This window comes from Klebsiella sp. 64 (assembly GCF_018223915.1).
In the GTDB taxonomy this organism is placed as follows: domain Bacteria; phylum Pseudomonadota; class Gammaproteobacteria; order Enterobacterales; family Enterobacteriaceae; genus Klebsiella; species Klebsiella pneumoniae.
This window is the reverse complement of the sequence record NZ_JAGRQZ010000020.1, coordinates 125,312-142,229: the sequence shown is the minus strand read 5'-3', so window position 1 is coordinate 142,229 and position 16,918 is coordinate 125,312. Positions and strand designations below refer to the sequence as shown.

Here is a 16,918-nt window from a genome sequence, read left to right as displayed (position 1 = left end):
CCTATGTCTGATATCACTATCGTGGTGGATTGTAACGACGCGGATTTCGCCCGCGATATCTGCGCCGCCCTGCAGCAGTTTCCCGACGTCACGGCGCTTCTGCCCCATCACCAGGCGGCGCGCGACGCCCAGTACGCCAGCTGCTGGTTCCCGGACCCGCAGCTGTTGACCCGTTCGCCGGGGCTGAAGCTGATCCAGGCCGCGTCCGCCGGGGTCGATCATCTGCCGCCCGCGCTGTTCGCCAGCGAGATCCCGCTGTGCCGGGTGATCGATGAAGATTTTCGCCACGGCATGTTCGAATATGCCCTGTGGAGCGTCCTGTGGTTTCAGCGCCATTTCGACCGGGCGCTGGCCCACCAGCGGACCCAAACCTGGAAGCTCTATCCCCAGCGCGCCGCCGCCGACTTCCATATCGGCATTATGGGGCTCGGCGAAATTGGCGGCTATATCGCCGACCAGCTGGCCCGCCTCGGCTATCGGGTCTCCGGCTGGTCGCGCAGTGAAAAGCAGTTGGCTGGCGTCACCTGCTATCGCGGCGAGGAGGCGCTCGACAGCTTCCTCGGGTCGCTTGACGGGCTGATTAACCTCCTGCCGCTCACCGCGCAGACCCGAGGTATCCTCGCCGCGCCGCTGTTCAACCGGCTACCCGCCGGGGCGGTGTTGATCAATTGCGGCCGCGGGGAGCATATGGTCAATGAGGATGTGCTGGCGGCGCTGGAGAGCGGCCAGCTCGCCGGGGCGGTGCTCGACGTCTTCCCGCAGGAGCCATTGCCGGCGGACGATCCGCTGTGGCGCCATCCGCAGGTGGTCATCACCCCGCATATGGCCTCTGCGGCCTCTGCCGAGGTGATCGCCCGCCAGCTGCTGGAGAACATTCAGCGCCAGCGCCGCGGGCTGCCGCTGAAAAACCTGGTCAATAAGCACGCCGGTTACTGATCCCCGGCTATATCGCCGCTGCTACGCTTAATAGGAGATCCACAACCAGAAGGCAGGAACATGAAAATTGATTTAGCGGGAAAAGTCGCGCTGATCACCGCCTCCACGGCGGGTATTGGCTTCGCCATCGCCAAAGGCCTGGCGGAGAGCGGCGCAGAGGTTATCCTTAACGGGCGCAGCGAGCAGAGCGTGAACGCCGCGATCGCCCGGCTGCAAAATGAGGTGCCGGGCGCGAAGGCGCGCCCCGCCATCGCCGACCTCAGCGACGCCGACGGCGCAGCGCAGCTGCTGCGGGCCGTGACCGGTGTCGATATTCTGGTCAATAACGCCGGAATCTATGGCCCGCAGGATTTCTACGCCACCGACGACGCGACCTGGGACAACTACTGGCAGACCAACGTCATGTCCGGCGTACGCCTGTCGCGGGGGCTGCTCCCGGCGATGGTCAGTAAAGGCTGGGGGCGGGTGGTGTTTATCTCCTCAGAATCGGCGCGCAATATCCCGGCGGACATGATCCACTATGGCGTCACCAAGACCGCGCAGCTGTCGCTGGCCCGCGGCCTGGCGAAATATGTCGCCGGCAGCGGAGTGACCGTTAACAGCGTTCTGCCAGGGCCAACGATTTCCGACGGCTTTGCCGAAATGCTGAAAGACGAAGTGGCGAAAACCGGTCAGTCGCTGGAGGAACTGGCGAAAGCGTTTGTCATGACCCATCGTCCGAGCTCGGTGATCCAGCGGGCGGCCTCGGTGGCAGAGGTCGCCAATATGGTGGTCTACGTCTGCTCGCCGCAGGCGTCAGCCACCTCCGGCGCCGCGCTGCGCGTCGACGGCGGCGTGGTGGATGATATTCTCTGAATCCCCTTTATGCAGGGGAGCCCCCTCCCCTGCCGCCTTCCCGGGCGCTAAAAAGCGCAAAATGTTAAAAAACAGCCGCAAAGTCGCACAAAGTGAACAGGAACATGTATTCCCAGAACTTATGATATTTGTTTTAAGCATAAGTTGTGGTGTTAATGTCTCTGTTACGAAGCTTGCTTTTCTTTTTCGGCGCGGCGGTCGCGGCCGCCCTCGCGGTACTCTGCCTGTGGGTGGATATTCGGGTGTTTGGCAACGACATCCCGGAGGTGTCGCTCACCGAAGTGGTCCAGGAGAGCGTGCTGGCCGTTATCGTGCTGGTTCATCTGCTGCTGGCGCGGAAATATGCCCACTTGCGCTATAGCAATATCCTCATCGGCGGCTTCTTTCTCGCCATGCTGATCCGCGAACTGGATGGCCTGTTTGATTTACTCTCCCACGGCAGCTGGGTGTGGTTTGCCCTGCTGGCCACCGCGGGGTCGCTGCTGTTGCCGTTGCGCCATCTGCGTAAGACTCTGTCGCAGCTGGCGGCGTATACCCGCACGCCCTATTACGGGATGATGATCAGCGGCCTGCTGGCGATTCTGGTCTTCTCGCGGCTGTTTGGCATGCACGGCCTGTGGTACGCCGTGCTGGAAGAGAACTACGCCCGGGTGGTAAAAAATACGGTCGAGGAAGGCAGCGAGTCGTTTGGCTATATGCTGTGCCTGACCGCCACCCTGGGCTACGCCTGCTACTTTCGCAGTCTGGCGCAACAGGCACTGTCGCCGCAGCGCTAATCGTGGACGATAGCCACCGCCGGGCGTGTCTGCTGGCGGTGGCGCGCCGCCGCGGTTAACCGCGAATTTTCCACTTCCGTTTGAGAACCTCTTTGTCCTGGCTATCCAGCCACTGGTTCACTTTCTCCAGCAGCGCCGGGTTATCTTTACTCATCATATACACCTTGTTGCTGGCGGTGCCGGCGAACGGTGTTTCGTTAGCAACGCAGAACACGCCGGGCTCTTTGCTCTGGTAATAGTCGCCTTCAATCAGATCGGTCACCATCATATCGGCCGTTTTCTGCCGCAGCGCCTGCAGGTTATCGACATTGTTCTGCACGCGGATAATTTGCGCCTGCTTGATGTGCTCATCGACAAAGCTCTGGTTTGTGCCGCCAGGGTTGACGACCACTTTCACGTCCGGGCGGTCAATTTTTTCCAGCGAACCGAGCCGCGGGGCGGCCTGGCAGTTGGCTAAGGCGATTTTTCCGTTCGCCACCACCGGATGGCTGAGGGCGAAGGCTTGCGCCCGCGCCGGGGTCTCGGTAACCCCACCCATCGCAATATCAAACTTGTCCGCCTGCAGATCGGCGGCGAGCGCGGGCCAGCTGGTGTAGACGAAGCTCACCTTCAGCCCGAGCGTGCGCCCGAGATCGCGGGCCATGTCCACGTCATAGCCCTGCAGTTCGCCGGCGGCATTGCGAAACGCCAGCGGCGCGTAATCGCCCGGCACGCCCACCTTCAGTTCACCGCTGTGCTCGATGGATTGCATATTGCGCGCCTGGGCGCCGCAGGTCATTATCGCCAGCGTCAGCGCCAGCCCCACCGTCAGTCTCATTTCGCCATCCTTAAAGTTATCGTTTTTCATGCCAGAGTGACCGGCCGCATCAGTCACAGTATCCGCCGCGCGAGCCAGGGCATTCATCCTATTTTTAAACACCGGGACATACAACCCGACGTGGGGCAAAACGTTAATTAATCCTCTTTCTCGCTGTGAGCTTGCTGGTTGTTTTGACTTTCAGTAAAATGCCCCGCAGCGCATTCATATTTTATTCCTGGCTATACGTTTAATATATTATTTATTATCGTTTATTTTACTTTTCTCTTATGCGTTAATAGTTGAATCTTAAATTATAACCCTCTGATTAATAAGTAAAAACACTTCATGCAACAACTTTCGTTAGGATTTTTCTAATGATCGTGCTTATCATCTTATTTACTCCCCTCCTCTCCAGCAGTAATACTTGGTTACAGAAGCAGTGTATAAGGAAATACATTATGATTATTATCATTTCCGCCAATAAATTTTTTATTAACGGCATCCGGTCTCTGGTTAACATGACCATGAGTGCTCAACGTCGGTATAGTCAAACATTGTTTCTGGATAATATTTCTGACGTGAATGATAAAAGTCTAACCATAGCCAGAACCATTATCGTGGACTATAGCCACCCGGACATTCAACAATTAGCCGCACTGCTCTATCGTAAAAAAAAGATCATTCATGGCGATATCGTTTTTGTCGTTAAAAGTGAGATTCTTGCCGATCCAGTCGAAAACATTATCATAAACTCTATTTCGACGATCGTGCTTGATTATATAGATGTTACCCAACGACTGCAGAAATACTTACAGAATGCGTCTGATCACCGCTGTATTAAAGTGTTCAGAAAATCAATTAGCTCGCTGGACAGTCGTGTCAATATTAAACTTACGAAACAGGAGGACTCTCTTCTCCCCTATATCATCTCAGGTTTAAATAATAAGAAAATTGCTCAGGCCACCGACCTTAGCAATATGATGATCAGTCACTATCGGAGAAACATCTACCAGAAACTCAATGTCCGCAATATTGCAGGCCTGTATCATTTCCTCCACTCCCTGGAGGGGGGATAAGTTCGCTTTATGGCTATCACAACAACAGAGCTAACGGCTTATGCAGCGTCAATGAGTATGCCTGGCTATTAGCTTCCCAGGGTCACAACAGAAGGAATTGGCTATGAAAATGAAATCACTTTGCCTGGCAATGGTACTCGTCGGCTTGACCTCACACTATGCCTCCGCGGCGGACGGTACGCTGTATTTTTCAGGTACAATTGTCAACTCAACTTGCAAACTGGCAAGCGGCAATGAGAAGGGTCTCATTGAAGTTAAGATGGGCGCTGTTCCGCTGTCTAAATTAAAAAATGATACCAATGGCACCGGGCCAGAAGTTGGGGTCAATATTAGCGTCAAAGATTGTGAAGCGGGCACGTACTATATTGTGCTCGACGGTGCTTCAGCCAACGAGGCGCCTATCACTAACGTACTGGCTCTCGATGCGGGTAATCCTACAGCTAAAAAAGTCGGCATTAAGCTAACCGACCGCAATAATACCCCGGTCACGCTCGATAAACCTTTCGATCCCAACGTCGACCCGCGTATTACGGTCAATGCCGATGGCACCGGTACCTTCAACCTGAAAGCCTATTACTATACCTGGGATAAAGACAACGCCGAAGCTGGCGACGGCAATGCGACCGCCAGGTTTACCATTATACAGCAATAACGCCTGGCCAGGGACGGCACGACGCGGATAAGGGGTAAGATATGAAAACGCTGCTGGCAGTGATCATAGGCGCTTTGGCTTTTCAGACCCAGGCGGCCATTACCATCGATGCCTCACGGGTTATTTATTCGGGCAAAGATAAATCGGCCAGTCTGAAAATTAACAACCGAAGCAGCAAAAACTATATCGTCCAGACCTGGCTTGATACGGGTCCGGAGACCCCCAGCAGCGGCTTACCCATTGTGGCAACGCCGCCCCTGGTCAAATTACGCCCCGAGCAATCGGCACAACTGCGCTTTATTTACTCAGGAACCGGTCTTCCTGCCGACAGGGAAAGTCTGTTTTGGGTTAATATTCAGGAGGTCCCTCCTGCGCCTGAGGAAAATAACATCCTGCAGTTCGCAATTCGCACTCGATTAAAACTATTTTATCGCCCGCAAGGAATTGCCACATCGCTGCCCAAAGCCGTTGAAAATCTGCAGTGGCAGCAAAGCGCTAACACGTTATCTTTTACTAACAACAGTCCACTGCATATTACGGTTATTAATGCCGAGGCGATCGACAACAAAGGCAAAATCTATCCTCTGAAAAACTTTATGTTGCTGCCGTACAGTCACCACGCTGTCAATATCGCCAGCATGCAGCGCTTGCATAAAATGAAATATATTAATGATTACGGCGCCGTTGTTGATATTCCAATAAAAAAATAAACGTCGCACCTCTTTAGGGAGATAGAGTGATGGACGATAGTAAATTACGCTATTTTGCCAGCGCATGGTTAATCTCCATCACGTTACCGGCAGACAGTGCGGAACGCTATAATGCCCAGTTTGTGAACGGTATCGACCCGCTGGCTTTTAATCAGTTTGTCGCCAGCGATGGCGACGTCATGCCGGGCACCTATGACGTTAATATTTACATTAACGATCTGCTGGTGGACAGTCGCCCCGTTCGCTTCTCAGAGGATAGCGCACACGGCGGGTTGGCCCCCTGCCTGAGCGCGGCGGAATATATCCGCTATGGAGTAAAGATTGACGATGACCACCAGCCCTGTTTCGCGCTGTCGCAGACGATCCGCCAGGCAGAGCAACAGCTGGATATCGCTAATCATCGGCTGATCATTCATATCCCTCAGCAATATATTGAGCACTATCCCCGTGACTATGTTTCCCCCATGCGCTTTGATGAAGGTATTAACGCTGCTTTCGTCAACTACAGCTATTCTACCGATGCCAATAATGGCGACGGGGGCAGCCACCAGTATCAATATCTTTCGCTAAACAGCGGGATCAATATTGCATCGTGGCGATTGCGCAATAATGCCTACTGGAATAAGTTCAGCGGCCAGGCGGATAAGTGGCAAAGCATCGCCAGTTGGGCGGAAACGAACATCATTCCCTGGCGCAGCCGGCTTGTCGTCGGCCAGACCAGTACCGACAACAGCGTCTTCGATAGCGTCCAGTTTCGCGGCGTACAGCTTGGCACCGATGTCGAAATGCGCCCCAGCAGCCAGACCGGCTTCGCGCCGGTCATTCGCGGTGTGGCCAACAGCAATGCTCGGGTGGAAGTTCGGCAGAACAACTATCTGATTTACAGCGAGAACGTCCCAGCCGGTCCCTTTGAGCTAAATGATATCAGCGCCGTTAACCGCAGCGGTGATTTCTACGTGACCGTCATTGAAGCCGACGGTAGCCAGACGACTTTTACTGTCGCCTACACCACCCTGCCACAGCTGGTGCGGGCAGGCCAATGGAATTATCAGCTGTCGGCGGGTAAGTATCATGACGGCGCTGACGGCTATGCTCCCGCCCTGATGCAAAGCTCGCTCTCTTATGGCCTGAATAATACCTTCACACTGTACGGTGGCGCCCTTGCCGCGGAGAACTATCGCGCCGGCGCCTTTGGCGTCGGTAGCAATCTGGGGGAGATTGGCGCCCTCTCAGCCGACTATACGCTGGCGGGAACGACGCTGGCGAATGGCCAGCGCAAGCAGGGAGGGAGCGTGCGTTTTCTGTATGCTAAATCCTTTTTGTCGAGCAAGACCGACTTTCAAATCGCGGGCTACCGTTACTCAACCGCAGGTTATTATAGCCTCAGCGATGCGGTTAACGAGCGTCGACGCTGGCACAATGGCCTGTACGAAAATGATTACTGGCCCTCTGACGAAGACGAAAGCTGGCAGGCAAGCGCTCCCCAACACTATTACACGTCCTGGTTTTATAATAAAAAGCATCGCTTTGATATTTCTGCCCGGCAAACTCTCGGTAAGAACAGCGCTTTCTTCCTTAACTTCAGCCAGCAAAATTACTGGAATAGCTCAGGAAGCGATATCTCGCTGCAGGCGGGCTTTAACAGCACTATCCATAACGTGAACTATGGTCTGTACTATCAGAATACGCGTAGCCACTTCACCCATGACGACAATAGCATCACACTGCGCGTTTCCATCCCTTTTACTCTGCAAGAAAACCGCCGGATCAATACCGCATTTACCCTCGCCCACAGTAAATCGTCTGGCACGTCCGGGCAGGCTGGGGTAAACGGCACGCTGCTCGATGATGATCGCCTGAGCTGGGCCGTCACCAGCGCCTATGATGACACCAGCCATAGCACCAACAGCGCCAGCCTGGGTTATCTCGGCCAGTACGGTAATCTGTATACCGGCTACGCCTACAGCAAAAACCATCGTCAGGCGAGTCTGAATCTGAGCGGCGGCGTGGTGGCACACCGCGGCGGCGTTACCCTCTCGCAACCGCTGGGCTCAACCTTTGCGCTGGTGGAGGCCAAAGACGCTCAGGGGGTAGGGATAGAGAATCAGACCGGCGTGCGCATCGATCCCTTCGGCTACGCTGTCGTACCACAAAGCGTTCCCTATCGGGTCAATTCTGTCGCGCTCAACCCTCAGGACTTCGATGCCTTTCTTGATGTCCCTAACGCAGTGGCGGATACCGTGCCTACCCGCGGGGCAATTACCCGGGTGCGCTTTGATACGTTCCGGGGATATAGCGTGCTGATCCACACCACCCTCGCCGACGGCAGCTATCCACCATTGGGCGCCGAGCTCTATCGCGCCAGTGGGATCAGCAATGGTCTGGTCGGCCCGGGAGGAGATGTCTATGTCAGCGGAGTCGATTCAGGCGAAAAGCTGCAGATGAAATGGGGCGAAACGCACCAGCAAAGCTGCGAAATCACCCTGCCCGAACTGCGCCAGGAGCCTCAGCAGGCGACGGCCTGGCGTGAATTATCCTTAATCTGCACAGTAACCCCCTCGAGGTAATTATGCGCCGACTTAGCGATACGTTATTTCTGACATGGCTTTCCGTTCTGTTCATGCTGAGCGCCTTCCCGGCGCAGGCGCTGACCTGCAAGACCACCTCGTCCACGATCAGCGAAGTCGTGAATATCGAGAGCATCATTAAAGTCTCCAGCAGCGAGCTTATTGCCAATAAAAAGATATGGGTCTCCAGCCCTATTACCGCCACCTTCAGTTGCGAAGATACCGATAATTTTCCGAACGGTGAAAGCGCCTATTTCTGGCTGGATCCGGAAAATAAAGCCAGCAGCTTGCCCGACTTTATCCAGGTAGGCATTACTTACAACGGCATCGACTATCTGCTACAAAATAAAAAATCGGTGGAGATTGGCCCGGCGACGCTGTGTGATAAAAGCGGGAATACCTGTAAGTCCCCGGCCATTGGGCAGACATTCAGCCTGGTTTACCAGGTCTATATCATCTCGACGGGCCGCAGAGTGACCGGGGAAGGTAAAATAGACGATAACCTAAAATTGTCGCTTTTTCAGGTAGATGGCCAAGGCGGTCTACGCAACGGCACCGCTGGCGCCAACTATAATCTTTTCATTACCGGCCTGAACCGTATCAGAACAATGGCCTGCGTCCCCACGGTATCTATTTCGCCAAGCGAAATTAACTTTGGCGATATTCCTGCCGGTAACGCCCGACCGGGCTACTATGAAAAAACACGCCCCTTTACCGTCACCTATGGTCTGGTCAAGCAGGGTAACGGCAGTGATTGCGGGACCGAACCTATGCTTGCTACGTTTAGCACCACTAATACGATACAGGAGAGCGCCATTATTTTGCCGCAGCCCGACAGCGGCTTCGGCATTGCCATCTCGCCAAACGCCAGCATGCATCCCCTTATTGAGATGAATGCTCCGATTCACTTTAAGCTGGCAACGGGCGCGACCCTCGCGAGCACCTATACGGCGGGGCTGCTCTGGTTGTCGAGAACGCCGAAGCTGGGGCCTTTTTCCGCGACCGCCAAAATCACCGTGACCTTTGAATAACGCCGCCCCAGGCTAGTTATACTCCAGGGCGAAAGTCACCATGCTGTTGGCCGTACCGGCTCCCACCGTGGCGTCAGTCTGCACATACTGGGCGTTGAAATTGATCGCCTCGGCGGTCCCGGCGCTGGCGCCGGTCACCCTTTTCAGGATCGGCAAGTTGCTGGCCTCGTTGATCTTAACGCTGGTGCCGTCGGGCACTGCCGCACCGGGGTTATTGCCGTAGGTCAGCTTCACGCCGACGCCGCTGGCGCTGTTGCTGGCCTGGCTCAGGGCCAGGGTATCGCTCTCCACGCTGACGCCGAAAAAGCCGATGCGCACGTCGGTCGGCGTCGGACAGAAGACCGGAATCGAAAAGCGCTTCGCCTGGCCGCCGGTAGTCCCTTTGCCATGAAACTCCCCCCGGTTAACCGTACCCAGACTGACCTGGATCGTCGATGTCGCTACCTGGCAGCTGCCGCTGCTGCCAATGTCCACATTCAGGGCGGCGATATCGATGCTGACCGGCGCGCTGGCGACAAAGCTGGCGCTTGCGCTGGTCTGCTGTTCAATGGTCATCTCCCCCACCTGCGGCAGCGGCGGCGAGTTGGTATGCGTCCCGTCCGCCAGTTGCACCGTTCCGGTTTTATAGAAGGTTACCGCAATCCTCACCGTGGTTTGCTGCTGCGTCATCAGCGCCGGGAGCGTCGCACTGTCGCATATCACCACCGACTCGCCGCCGGCGGAGTGGCTGCCATCGATGGCACGCATCGGGCCGCCGGCGCACTGGAAGCTGAGGGCGTAACCAATGCCGTCGATAGCGCTGGGGTAGACATGCTGTCCGTTAATCACCATCGGCGAGCCGCCGGTTTTCAGCTGCTTATAGACGATGCGTTTGGCGCTCGCCGTCGGCAGCTGCAGGTCGCAGGAAAAAGGGATCCCGCTGCCATTATCCGCCATCGCGCTGGTCATCTGGGTATTGACCGGCAGCGTGGGTAAATACTTGATATTAGGAATATTGACCGTGGTCTGGCCGATATTTGCGCGGCAGGTTTCAGCCCGCACGCCGGGAAGATAGGCGCTCAGCCCCAGCAGAAAGAGGAAAGGAAGTAGACGAAAAACAGATTTCATTGCCGCCTCAGCGTGTCTGGCACAGTCCGGAGACGGTTTTCACCGTATTCAGACTCTGCTGTGGGTTATCCGGAAGATGAAAATGCAGCGTGCAGCTCTGCGACTGGTTGTTGACGATCCAACTCACCGCCAGGGTTCCCTCCTGCGGCACGCCGCTGAGATACACCTGGCCGCCGTCGGCCACCATGCCGCCCGGCGGATTGCCGCTCTCCTCCTCCTCGATCAGCCGCGCACTGGCGCCAAACGGTAGCGGCCCCTGGGCATTGCGCAGGGTAAACAGCACCCGGTTGCCAATGTGGGTCTGGTAGTTGGCCATCACCACCGCGCCGCCGCCGGGGATCACGGTCTGCCCCTGCTGGTCGACGTCGGTGTCGTCGGCCATCGACTCCGTATCGAGGGTAATGACATTTTTCCGGTAGGCGGTCAGGGAGGGCACCACGGCATAGCCGCGCCAGTCGGTGTGCACATTGTTGCCGTTTTGCACCGCCACGCCGGCGGCCCCCGGCGCCCGGACGATGGCGAAGCTCTCACCCACCGTCTGGCCGAAGGTGACGCCGTGCGGATGCGCGACCACCGAGCCGGCGCCTCCCCAGGTCAACTGGTTGCTGGCGGCGTCATGGCGATAGCCGATCTGGGCGTTGCCGAAGCCGCCGTGGTAGTCCAGGGAGGCGCTGCTGTTGCTGCCTCGTCCCTGGTTGCCATAACCTTGCTGAACCGAGTAGAACAGATTTGGCCGCGTCGGCACCGCGCCATACAGCGACATCTGCTGCGAGGTATAGCCATTGCTGTCCGAGGTGGTGTTGTAGCTCACCGCGCTGTCGGACAGCGGACCACCCAGCGGAATATTGATATTGAATGACCAGGAGCGGTCATTTTTTTGCTGGCCGCTGGCGCGGGTGTAGTAATAGCCCACGCCCCAGGAGATCCCTTTCCAGGCGCTGTAGAACCCAAGGTGCACCGTCTCATCCCGACTCTGCCGATGCCAGTACTCCTGGGACCAGGCGGAAACCGCCAGACTGCCCAGGCCACCAAGGCTTTGCGACACCGACATCTCTTCCCGGCGACGCCGGTTGTCTACTTGCCCCTGGGCGCTTTCGAGGGCGCTGGCTTCGGCAAAATCGTAATAGCCGCTTGACGAGTAGCGATAGCTGGCGAGGCTGAACGCAGTGCCCGAGCTGACAAAATTTTTCTGATACTGAGCGCGCAGCGAATGGCCCGTATAGCGCTTGCCCGACGGCGTACGGGTGACGGCCTGGGTGACATCCCCTCCCAGCGATCCGAACTCGCCAAAACCGCGGCCCAGGCCCAGCGCCCACGCCTGATAGTCCCGGGCCAGCTGCGTACCACCGTAGAGGGTGAATCCCGCCGTCAAACCGTAGAACAAAGTGCCCTGCAGAAATTCCGGCGAGCGCACCGACTCCCCCCCGGAGTGGTAGCGGCCGGCGCTGAGACTGAATTTGCCGCGCCCTTCGCGCAGCATATATGGCACCGCGGAATAGGGCTGGGTAAAGGTACGCACCGCGCCATTGCTCTCGGTCACCTTCACCTCCAGATCGCCGCTCTGCGAGGTGGGGTAGAGATCGCTGATGGCGAACGCCCCCGGCGACACAAAGGTCTCGTAGATCACATACCCGTGCTGAGAGACGGTCACTTTGGCATTGCTGTGCGCCACGCCACGAATGGTTGGGGCAAAGCCGCGCTGGCTGTCCGGGAGCATTTCATCGTCAGACATCAGCTGGACGCCGCGAAACTGTATGCTGTCAAACACATCGCCGGTGGTATAGGTATCGCCGATCCGCAGCAAGCTCTTCAGCGAGCGGACATCGCGCTGCAGCCAGGTGCTCTGGGTATCCCAGTGCCGGCGCTGCTGGTCATACTGCATTGAGGAGATGTTGCGCAGTCGCCAGGCGCCCAGGTTGAGGCCGCTGCGTAAATTGAGATAGTTTGAGCGGCTGCTCTCCCCTTCGTCGGCGTTCTTTATTTGCGCGCCGGAAAAATAGTAATCGACAAACGCGGCCGGCACGCCATCGTCCCAGCGCGACGGATCGACATAGCCGCGGCTTTGCACGTTCATCGCCGCCTGGGGAATACTCAGCGTCAGGCGCTGGTTAGCGAAGCTGAACCGACTGCTGGCGTCGGGAATAAACTTCTCGATCCGGGTGAAGGTTTCGCCTTCATGCAGCGCTTGAAAGGCGGGAAACGCGCTGACGTTGACGCCATACTCCGCCAGCTGACCGGGCGTCAGCACCGGGCGCAGCTGCCCGCCATCGTCAACAAACGTGATATCAGCCTGACCCAGCTCCTGGTCATTAACCACCACGGTGACAGGATAAGTCCCCGGCTGCTGGCCGCCGGGTTTGGCGAAGTAGTGGAGATCGGAGGTTTGCTGCTGCGGGTCAGCAAACTCCAGCGCCGCCGGGTCAAAATAGTCGTCGGCCATCGCCCGGCTCAACGGACTGAGACAAAACATCATCGTCGGCACCGTCGCCAGCGCCACCGCCCGCCCGGCGGTAACGGGCAACAAGGCATACTCCCGCACCCTGGCTGTTGTTATTCTTTTCATGCTGGCGCCGTCCGGTAAGCTCATCAAAAAGGGGAATTACTGCTGGGCGAAATCGCTGACGCCGCCGTAGTCGTTAATCGCCCGCCATTTGACGGTGCCGTGCCCGCTCACCGGCCACGTTTTCTCGCCGAAGGGAGCCACCATGCCGGGATCGTCGATGCTTTGCCCGCCCACTTCGACGGCGTAAAAAGAGACGAAGTAGGGAGTGGGATTTATCACCGTCAGCCGACCGCCGGACTGGCTAAACTTCAGCTGCTGCCAGGCCTTTGCCGGGTCGCCCGCCAGGTTGTTGGGGCGATAGAAGATTTTGAATTTCGATTTAATATTCACCTGCAGCTTATTCACCTCGCCCTGAGGCGTCGGGGCGATACTTTTGACGTTCAGCCAGAAGACCGATTCACGGTCGCGGGGCAGCGAGGCGCCAATAAAGTTAATCCGCAGAACGTTATTTTGCTCCGGATCGAGACGGAACAAGGGCGGCGTTACAATGAAGGGCACCCTGGCCTTATCGTTTTCCGCGTAATTTTCCACCCACGACTGCACCAGATAGGGCGTATGGGTATCGGCATTGGTGACTGAAATAGCGGCTTCACGCTTCCCTTCCTGATAAATCACACGGGTTCCACCCATGACAATACCGGCCTGCGCTGCCGTGGTGCACAGCAGAAAAGCCGCAACGGCAATTATTTTCTTCATCATGACTTACCATCAGGTAAAAGTTGAACAGACAACAAAATAAAGCAGTGAATAACAGAGCCAGTACTCGACGGGATAATTAGCAAAAACAACTATACCGTCACGAATATATTTCGTGACTTCATGACAATTAACACATTAGCTATCTGTAATTAATCAAGACGCAGTGGGCTGACTCTGAATAACGCGCAATTAGATCAGTTATAAATCATATTGAAATTAGCTGTACCGTCGGCTTTACCTGCCGTCACGGTCGCCGCGGTGGAGATATAGTCGGCGTAAAACTCGAGGTCGGCAGAGCCGGTGCCGCCGCTGGTACCCGGAGTGACCGTCTGTTTGGCTGACGTTTTACCGAGGCTGACAGCCGTCGACCGATCGTGCTCATACAGCTTAATCGCTACGCCGCTGGCGCCGCCGTTGATGGCCAGCAGGGAGTTATCAGACTGATCGCGCGCCCCGTCAAACAGCACGGCGACCGTAGTCACGCTGGCCGGGCAATCTTTCACTTTGATATGGAAGGGGGTTTTGGTGGTTTCAAAACCAGTGCCGGTAAAATAGTTGCTGGCCCATTTGCCCAGATCAACCTTCTGGCCATTAGAACTACTATCGACGTTGCAAGAGCTGTCGGTGATTGACCCATTGAAGATGACCTGCCCGCCGGCGCCTTCCGAACTGGTGCCCGAGTCAGGATTGATAGTGTTGGCCGCGGTAGCCTGCAAGGCTACGCCAGAAAGCAGCGCTCCTATGAGGATGGTTATAAAGCGAGGTTGTTTTTTCATTATTTATCTCATCGTTAACGAACATATTTTCCATCATCGACAATAGCCCCAAAGCTATCGCGAAACGGCTCGTCAGCTCCTCCCTGTAAATGTACGTTGCGTTCCTTCCGCAGGATATTAGGCACATCCCCCTCTACTCTGCCTTATTTCACCAATAGATGGCCATGAATAACAAACAGAAGAAAAAAGAGTTATTTTGATGTGCGAAATAAATATATTACCCGAAGTATCAAAAGGCAACCCGGGGAGATGTTAACTATAAGTTAATAGCTATGTTCGCCATATATTTAATTTTTGGAATGGCTTTTCAATGTTAATTTACATATCTATACAAAAGAAATTCAAATACTTTTAAACAACAACAGATCAATTCAATTAACAAATTTAAAGACAATTGTTCAAAAATTCGTCTTGTTTTATTGTGCGCTCGTCAGAGCGTACACAAAAATTAGGAATTTTCCTGGTATTAATATTCATAATTTCTACACAAACGACGCCAGGGTGCGCCACCTCCACCCGCTAATCCCTTATTATGGAAGTGTTTTTATTTTCAAGTGAAAGCCAATACATAAGTGACATAAATACATGGGCGCTGCCGCCGGCAAAATAACCACCCTCTTCGAATGGTTATTTTGAAGTTAAAAAAAATCCGCAACCCGAATGGATTGCGGACTGAGGATCGGTCAGAAATGAGATGGACTTCAGAACAGGCCCAGCGGCGCGGTGCCGTAGCTCACCAGCAGGTTTTTGGTTTGCTGATAGGCATCCAGCGCCATCTTGTGCGTTTCCCGACCGACGCCGGACTGTTTATAGCCGCCGAACGCCGCATGCGCCGGGTAGACATGATAGCAGTTGGTCCACACGCGACCGGCTTTAATGCCGCGACCCATGCGATAGGCGAGGTTGGTATCCCGCGTCCACACCCCGGCGCCGAGACCAAACTGGGTCTCATTGGCGATAGCCAGCGCTTCCGCTTCGTCCTTAAAGGTGGTCACCCCGATCACCGGCCCAAAGATCTCCTCCTGGAAGGAGCGCATATCGTTGCGACCTTTAATCAGCGTGGGCTGAATATAAAAACCATTATCCAGCGCCGGCGCGATAGCCGCCCGCTCGCCGCCGGTCAGAATTTGCCCACCCTCTTCCCGGGCAATCTGAATATAGGAGAGGATCTTGTCGAACTGCTGGCGGGAAGCCTGAGCGCCGATCATGGTGTCGGTATCTAACGGATCGCCGCGGCGGATCTGCGCCACCTTCTCCATGACCCGTGCCATAAAGGGCTCATAGATGGATTCATGGATCAGCGCCCGCGACGGGCAGGTACAGACCTCACCCTGGTTGAAGAAGCCGAGCACCAGCCCCTCCACCGCCTTCTCAATAAATTCCTCTTCTCCGTCCATCACGTCGGCGAAGTAGATGTTGGGCGATTTCCCCCCCAGCTCGACGGTGCAGGGGATAATATTTTCCGCCGCGCAGGCGAGAATATGCCGCCCGACCGGCGTGGAGCCGGTAAACGCCAGCTTGGCGATACGCTTGCTGGTGGCCAGCGCCTCGCCCGCCTCTTTGCCGAAACCCTGCACCACGTTAAGCACCCCGGCCGGGAACAGATCGCCGATCAGCTCCAGCAGCAGGGTAATGCTTAGCGGCGTCTGTTCCGCCGGTTTGAGCACCACGCAGTTCCCCGCCGCCAGGGCCGGGGCCAGCTTCCACGCGGCCATCAGCAGCGGGAAGTTCCACGGGATAATCTGCCCGACCACCCCCAGCGGTTCATGGAAATGATAGGCCACCGTGGTTTCGTCAATCTCGGCGGTGCTTCCCTCCTGAGCGCGCAGGCAGCCGGCGAAGTAGCGAAAATGATCCACCGCCAGCGGCAGGTCGGCATTCAGGGTTTCGCGGATCGGTTTCCCATTGTCCCAGCTCTCCGCCACCGCCAGATATTCCAGATGCTGTTCAATACGATCGGCGACCTGCAGCAGCAGCCTGGAGCGCTGTTGCACTGAGGTTTTACCCCACGCCGGCGCCGCGCGATGGGCGGCGTCGAGGGCGAAGTCAATGTCTCTGGCATCCGAGCGGGGAAACTGCGCAATGTTGCTGCCGTCGACCGGCGAAGTATTCATAAAGAATTCACCGCTCAGCGGCTCGACAAATCTACCGTCAATAAAGTTGCCGTAAGCCGATTTAAATGAAACCACGGCGCCGGGCTGGCCAGGATGTGCATAACGCATCGCAAATCTCCTTCTGTAGGGTTGAGACGCAGCGGCATATTGATTTTTTAAATTTGCCGCCGAACGCTTCTCACTTTGCAGGGGTTATGCCAGTTTTTTATTTTCTTTAAATATTTTTTATTTATTAATACGTTGCCTTCACTAACCGA

14 protein-coding genes are annotated in these 16,918 nt (G+C 55.9%); 8 read left to right on the top strand and 6 right to left on the bottom strand.

Annotated elements, in window-relative coordinates:
• Positions 1–3: 3 nt before the first annotated feature.
• The 3 genes from KHQ23_RS16180 (at position 4) to KHQ23_RS16170 (ending at position 2,567) form a co-directional block, all read left to right on the top strand.
• A complete protein-coding gene (locus KHQ23_RS16180; protein WP_015958846.1) occupies positions 4–936 on the top strand; it encodes a glyoxylate/hydroxypyruvate reductase A in 933 nt (310 codons plus the stop codon).
• 60 nt (positions 937–996) lie between these two features.
• Positions 997–1,791: an SDR family NAD(P)-dependent oxidoreductase gene (locus KHQ23_RS16175; RefSeq protein ID WP_015958847.1), complete on the top strand. Its 795-nt coding sequence runs from the start codon at positions 997–999 to the stop codon at positions 1,789–1,791.
• Between the two features lie 155 nt (positions 1,792–1,946).
• Entirely contained in the window at positions 1,947–2,567 is a 621-nt protein-coding gene (locus KHQ23_RS16170) for a hypothetical protein (protein WP_015958848.1), read from the top strand.
• A gap of 55 nt (positions 2,568–2,622) precedes the next feature.
• Here KHQ23_RS16170 and KHQ23_RS16165 read toward each other — a convergent pair whose 3' ends face one another.
• The gene (locus KHQ23_RS16165) at positions 2,623–3,471 is read right to left on the bottom strand and encodes a transporter substrate-binding domain-containing protein (protein WP_015958849.1); all 849 of its coding nucleotides are present in this window, start codon (positions 3,469–3,471) and stop codon (positions 2,623–2,625) included.
• Between the two features lie 353 nt (positions 3,472–3,824).
• On the opposite strand from KHQ23_RS16165, the gene KHQ23_RS16160 reads away from it, so the two are divergent.
• From KHQ23_RS16160 to KHQ23_RS16140, 5 genes are all read left to right on the top strand, one after another.
• A complete protein-coding gene (locus KHQ23_RS16160) occupies positions 3,825–4,442 on the top strand; it encodes a LuxR C-terminal-related transcriptional regulator (RefSeq protein WP_015958850.1) in 618 nt (205 codons plus the stop codon).
• Between the two features lie 103 nt (positions 4,443–4,545).
• Positions 4,546–5,094 (top strand): fimbrial protein, encoded by a 549-nt coding sequence (locus KHQ23_RS16155; RefSeq protein WP_032434944.1) that lies wholly within the window; start codon positions 4,546–4,548, stop codon positions 5,092–5,094.
• A gap of 41 nt (positions 5,095–5,135) precedes the next feature.
• A complete protein-coding gene (locus KHQ23_RS16150; RefSeq protein ID WP_009486158.1) occupies positions 5,136–5,804 on the top strand; it encodes a molecular chaperone in 669 nt (222 codons plus the stop codon).
• A gap of 29 nt (positions 5,805–5,833) precedes the next feature.
• Entirely contained in the window at positions 5,834–8,371 is a 2,538-nt protein-coding gene (locus KHQ23_RS16145) for a fimbria/pilus outer membrane usher protein (RefSeq protein ID WP_032434945.1), read from the top strand.
• 2 nt (positions 8,372–8,373) lie between these two features.
• Positions 8,374–9,402, top strand: coding sequence for a fimbrial protein (locus KHQ23_RS16140; RefSeq protein ID WP_004212899.1), 1,029 nt, complete (start codon positions 8,374–8,376; stop codon positions 9,400–9,402).
• 12 nt (positions 9,403–9,414) lie between these two features.
• Here KHQ23_RS16140 and KHQ23_RS16135 read toward each other — a convergent pair whose 3' ends face one another.
• The 5 genes from KHQ23_RS16135 to KHQ23_RS16115 form a co-directional block, all read right to left on the bottom strand.
• Positions 9,415–10,509, bottom strand: coding sequence for a fimbrial protein (locus KHQ23_RS16135; protein WP_009486160.1), 1,095 nt, complete (start codon positions 10,507–10,509; stop codon positions 9,415–9,417).
• A gap of 7 nt (positions 10,510–10,516) precedes the next feature.
• Positions 10,517–13,072 carry a fimbria/pilus outer membrane usher protein gene (locus KHQ23_RS16130; RefSeq protein WP_048280167.1) on the bottom strand — a complete coding sequence of 852 codons (2,556 nt, stop codon included), beginning with the start codon at positions 13,070–13,072 and terminating at the stop codon, positions 10,517–10,519.
• Positions 13,073–13,108: 36 nt separating this feature from the next.
• A complete protein-coding gene (locus KHQ23_RS16125; protein ID WP_032434948.1) occupies positions 13,109–13,771 on the bottom strand; it encodes a molecular chaperone in 663 nt (220 codons plus the stop codon).
• 194 nt (positions 13,772–13,965) lie between these two features.
• Positions 13,966–14,547: a fimbrial protein gene (locus KHQ23_RS16120; RefSeq protein ID WP_004145710.1), complete on the bottom strand. Its 582-nt coding sequence runs from the start codon at positions 14,545–14,547 to the stop codon at positions 13,966–13,968.
• Positions 14,548–15,248: 701 nt separating this feature from the next.
• The gene (locus KHQ23_RS16115; protein ID WP_004174747.1) at positions 15,249–16,769 is read right to left on the bottom strand and encodes an aldehyde dehydrogenase family protein; all 1,521 of its coding nucleotides are present in this window, start codon (positions 16,767–16,769) and stop codon (positions 15,249–15,251) included.
• Between the last annotated feature and the right edge of the window lie 149 nt (positions 16,770–16,918).